The sequence below is a fragment of the Shewanella sp. KCT genome, assembly GCF_007636505.1.
Taxonomy (GTDB): domain Bacteria; phylum Pseudomonadota; class Gammaproteobacteria; order Enterobacterales; family Shewanellaceae; genus Shewanella; species Shewanella halotolerans.
In genome coordinates this window covers 1-2,485 of sequence record NZ_LVDJ01000036.1, presented here as the reverse complement: position 1 = coordinate 2,485, position 2,485 = coordinate 1, and the positions used below count along the sequence as shown (strand labels likewise).

2 protein-coding genes and 1 pseudogene are annotated in these 2,485 nt (G+C 46.0%); 2 read left to right on the top strand and 1 reads right to left on the bottom strand.

Features of this window, described 5'->3' with window-relative positions:
- Both AYI87_RS21305 and AYI87_RS21110 read left to right on the top strand, forming a co-directional pair.
- Positions 1–1,433 (top strand): annotated as a pseudogene (locus tag AYI87_RS21305) (hypothetical protein); the annotation flags it as partial.
- Positions 1,434–1,443: 10 nt separating this feature from the next.
- The gene (locus AYI87_RS21110; protein ID WP_144204530.1) at positions 1,444–1,857 is read left to right on the top strand and encodes a hypothetical protein; all 414 of its coding nucleotides are present in this window, start codon (positions 1,444–1,446) and stop codon (positions 1,855–1,857) included.
- 35 nt (positions 1,858–1,892) lie between these two features.
- Here the strand turns inward: AYI87_RS21110 and AYI87_RS21300 are convergent, their stop codons facing one another.
- Positions 1,893–2,066 (bottom strand): hypothetical protein, encoded by a 174-nt coding sequence (locus AYI87_RS21300; RefSeq protein ID WP_186300694.1) that lies wholly within the window; start codon positions 2,064–2,066, stop codon positions 1,893–1,895.
- Positions 2,067–2,485: the final 419 nt, after the last annotated feature.

The window sequence follows — 2,485 nt, the reverse complement described above, 5'->3', positions numbered from 1 at the left end:
GCACAAAACACCTAACCATTGCCAATACCGATAATATTTGCACCAATCCAAAATTCATGAATGCATCAGGAACAGGAGGAAATACAGAGGGGTGGTCAGGACATCTCACAGTTTTGTGGCACTCAAACCCTGATGCGTATGGCGGCGCTAGTTATCTTGGATTCATTAACAATCAAAGGGATACCTATTTTAATTTCGATAAACCTTTTAGCGTACTTGATGGTGAAAGGTATTATTTAAGCTTGTATGCCTACCATTATCAAAGCCCTACGGCGGATTTAAGGTTAGGGCTTATGGTGAGATACTCTGATGGTTCAATGGGTTGGAATACGTTTCTGGCAAGAGCTGCCTCAGAGAGGGGGGCTGCCAACTTTGCCAGCGGTTCGGTGACTGTTGGTAATGTTGCAGGCAAAAAGGTTGTTAGTGCGACCCTGTTTATTCAGATGAATGGCACAAACGGCGCCATGGGTGGGGGATACTTAGTATCAAATATCTACCTACGAAAAATGGCATCTGCAGAGTTAATTGTTGATGGCTCAATAACGACTCAGAAACTCGTTTCTAAGGCCGTTACAACTGACAAAATTGCGGCCAATGCCGTTACTGCTAACGAGTTGTTTGCCGATTCTGCGTTGATTAATAAGTTAGTGGCCAGCCAAGGCCTATTTAATGACCTGGTGGCCCGCTTGGCGGTGTTTGGTGGCCTGACGGCTAACAGTATCGCCGCTGGGGCCATCTTGGGTACACACATCAAAGCCGGTGAGAAAATTCAGTCACCCATCATCGAGGGCGGCCAGTTAAGGCTTATCGGTAGTGGCTATATGAAAGTTCAAGCCGCGACACCGTTTGGCCCTGATTCATTAGTTGAGTGGTATGGGCCTAAATTGTTGTCAGGTACCGAGCCCAATTGGGGAGCGCTTAAGAAGTCAAACGCAATAACCTATTTGGCCGCAAATGGTGATGCTTATTTCGGTGGCAGCTTAAGTGCTGGGATCTTAAAGACTGGGGTTACTAACCCGGATAAGAACCAGTACGCAGCGAGTTCAATACCTGTGCAAATAGGGCCATTTGGCACCAATGGCAAGGCTAAAAATGTTGTTGTGTCTTATGACCTGTCTGCAGACAGTACAACATCTTCTAGCTCTGCCGTATCTAACAAGTCTCTGCAGTGGCAGCTGCAGCGCTCTATTGGAAATGGAGCCTGGACAACCGTTGCTAGCGGTACATTCACTATTGCTGTAAACAAGACATGGAATTCTGAATTTGGCTATTACGAAATTCGTGAATATTGCCATGCCTCATCGACCTACACAGATAACTCAACGTCTACCAGTGATTTTATGTATCGGGTATTAGTTGTCAGCGCCACGCGCTATCACGTTGTTTCGCAAGTTTCATCACAGACTATTTCAATCGTTTCAACTGAACAATAAGGGGGCCGAAATGGCTTTAACATTACCATCTATTTCACTTTCATCTGGCATCGATATAGCAAACCCGCTGCTGGTGATCTCAGAGTTAAACGTTACCAATAACGCATCGATTAACGAGCGCCTAGAAGTTGCCATGGCACCAGGAGAGGGCGAACAGGTTAACGATGGTTATAAGTTAGTGACCAATAATCACGGCGGCAAGGGTTGCACTTACATGGTTAGCGTATTTGCCACCCAGGCAGCATTCGAGGTTGGTAAGCCACCGGTTGAGGTGCTGCGTGATGACCGCTCAGTAAAGGTGTTTAGTGTGCAGCTTGCAGACGCCGCCTATGATGGGATGACACCACGCCAAGCCGCCTATGTTCACCTAGTGACACAAGAGGGCTTTGAGCAGTCGGTAGAGGTTGATGGGGTAAGTGTGTAGTAGTGGCCCCTAATGGGGCCACTTTAGCGAATGAATCAAACAGTACTTTGCCTGAGCTGTCCGATAAGTCTCTCGCGTATGCGGTCTAAAGCATTGCACCAGGCCGCTGCACTATCACGACCTATTTCTAGGCCCTTTCCTTCAATTGCATCACGAATGACAATGATGGAGTCATCTAATTCGTCTAGCAGTTCCAGCTTTTCAGTCATAATTACCTCACATACGAAAATTAACCCTGACGGAGAACCGAAAGGGGATAGATGTATTAAAAACGATATTGTCAGACGCGCAACCGGCAAACAGATGCCTTATGTGGCGTGATATTTAAGCATCAATGGATGCGGCCAAGCAGTTAAAAATTAAGGGTATTTCTGAAATATTTTAGCATCAATGGATGCGAGGAATATTGACATCAGGACTTGAGCCAACATCAATGAAATTGATTAAATCAGAAGTTTGAGTTCGATACAAGTAGCAGGGGTATCTAGGTTGCGCGATTTTCAACGAGTGTTAAGGGAGGTTTAAAGGTGGTTCAAAACCTTCCGAACTTAGATTTTCAAAACCCTGCGACCCGCGACCGTATTCAAAACCAACCGTTCCCATTTTCAAAATCAAGCGGCGCGCTACA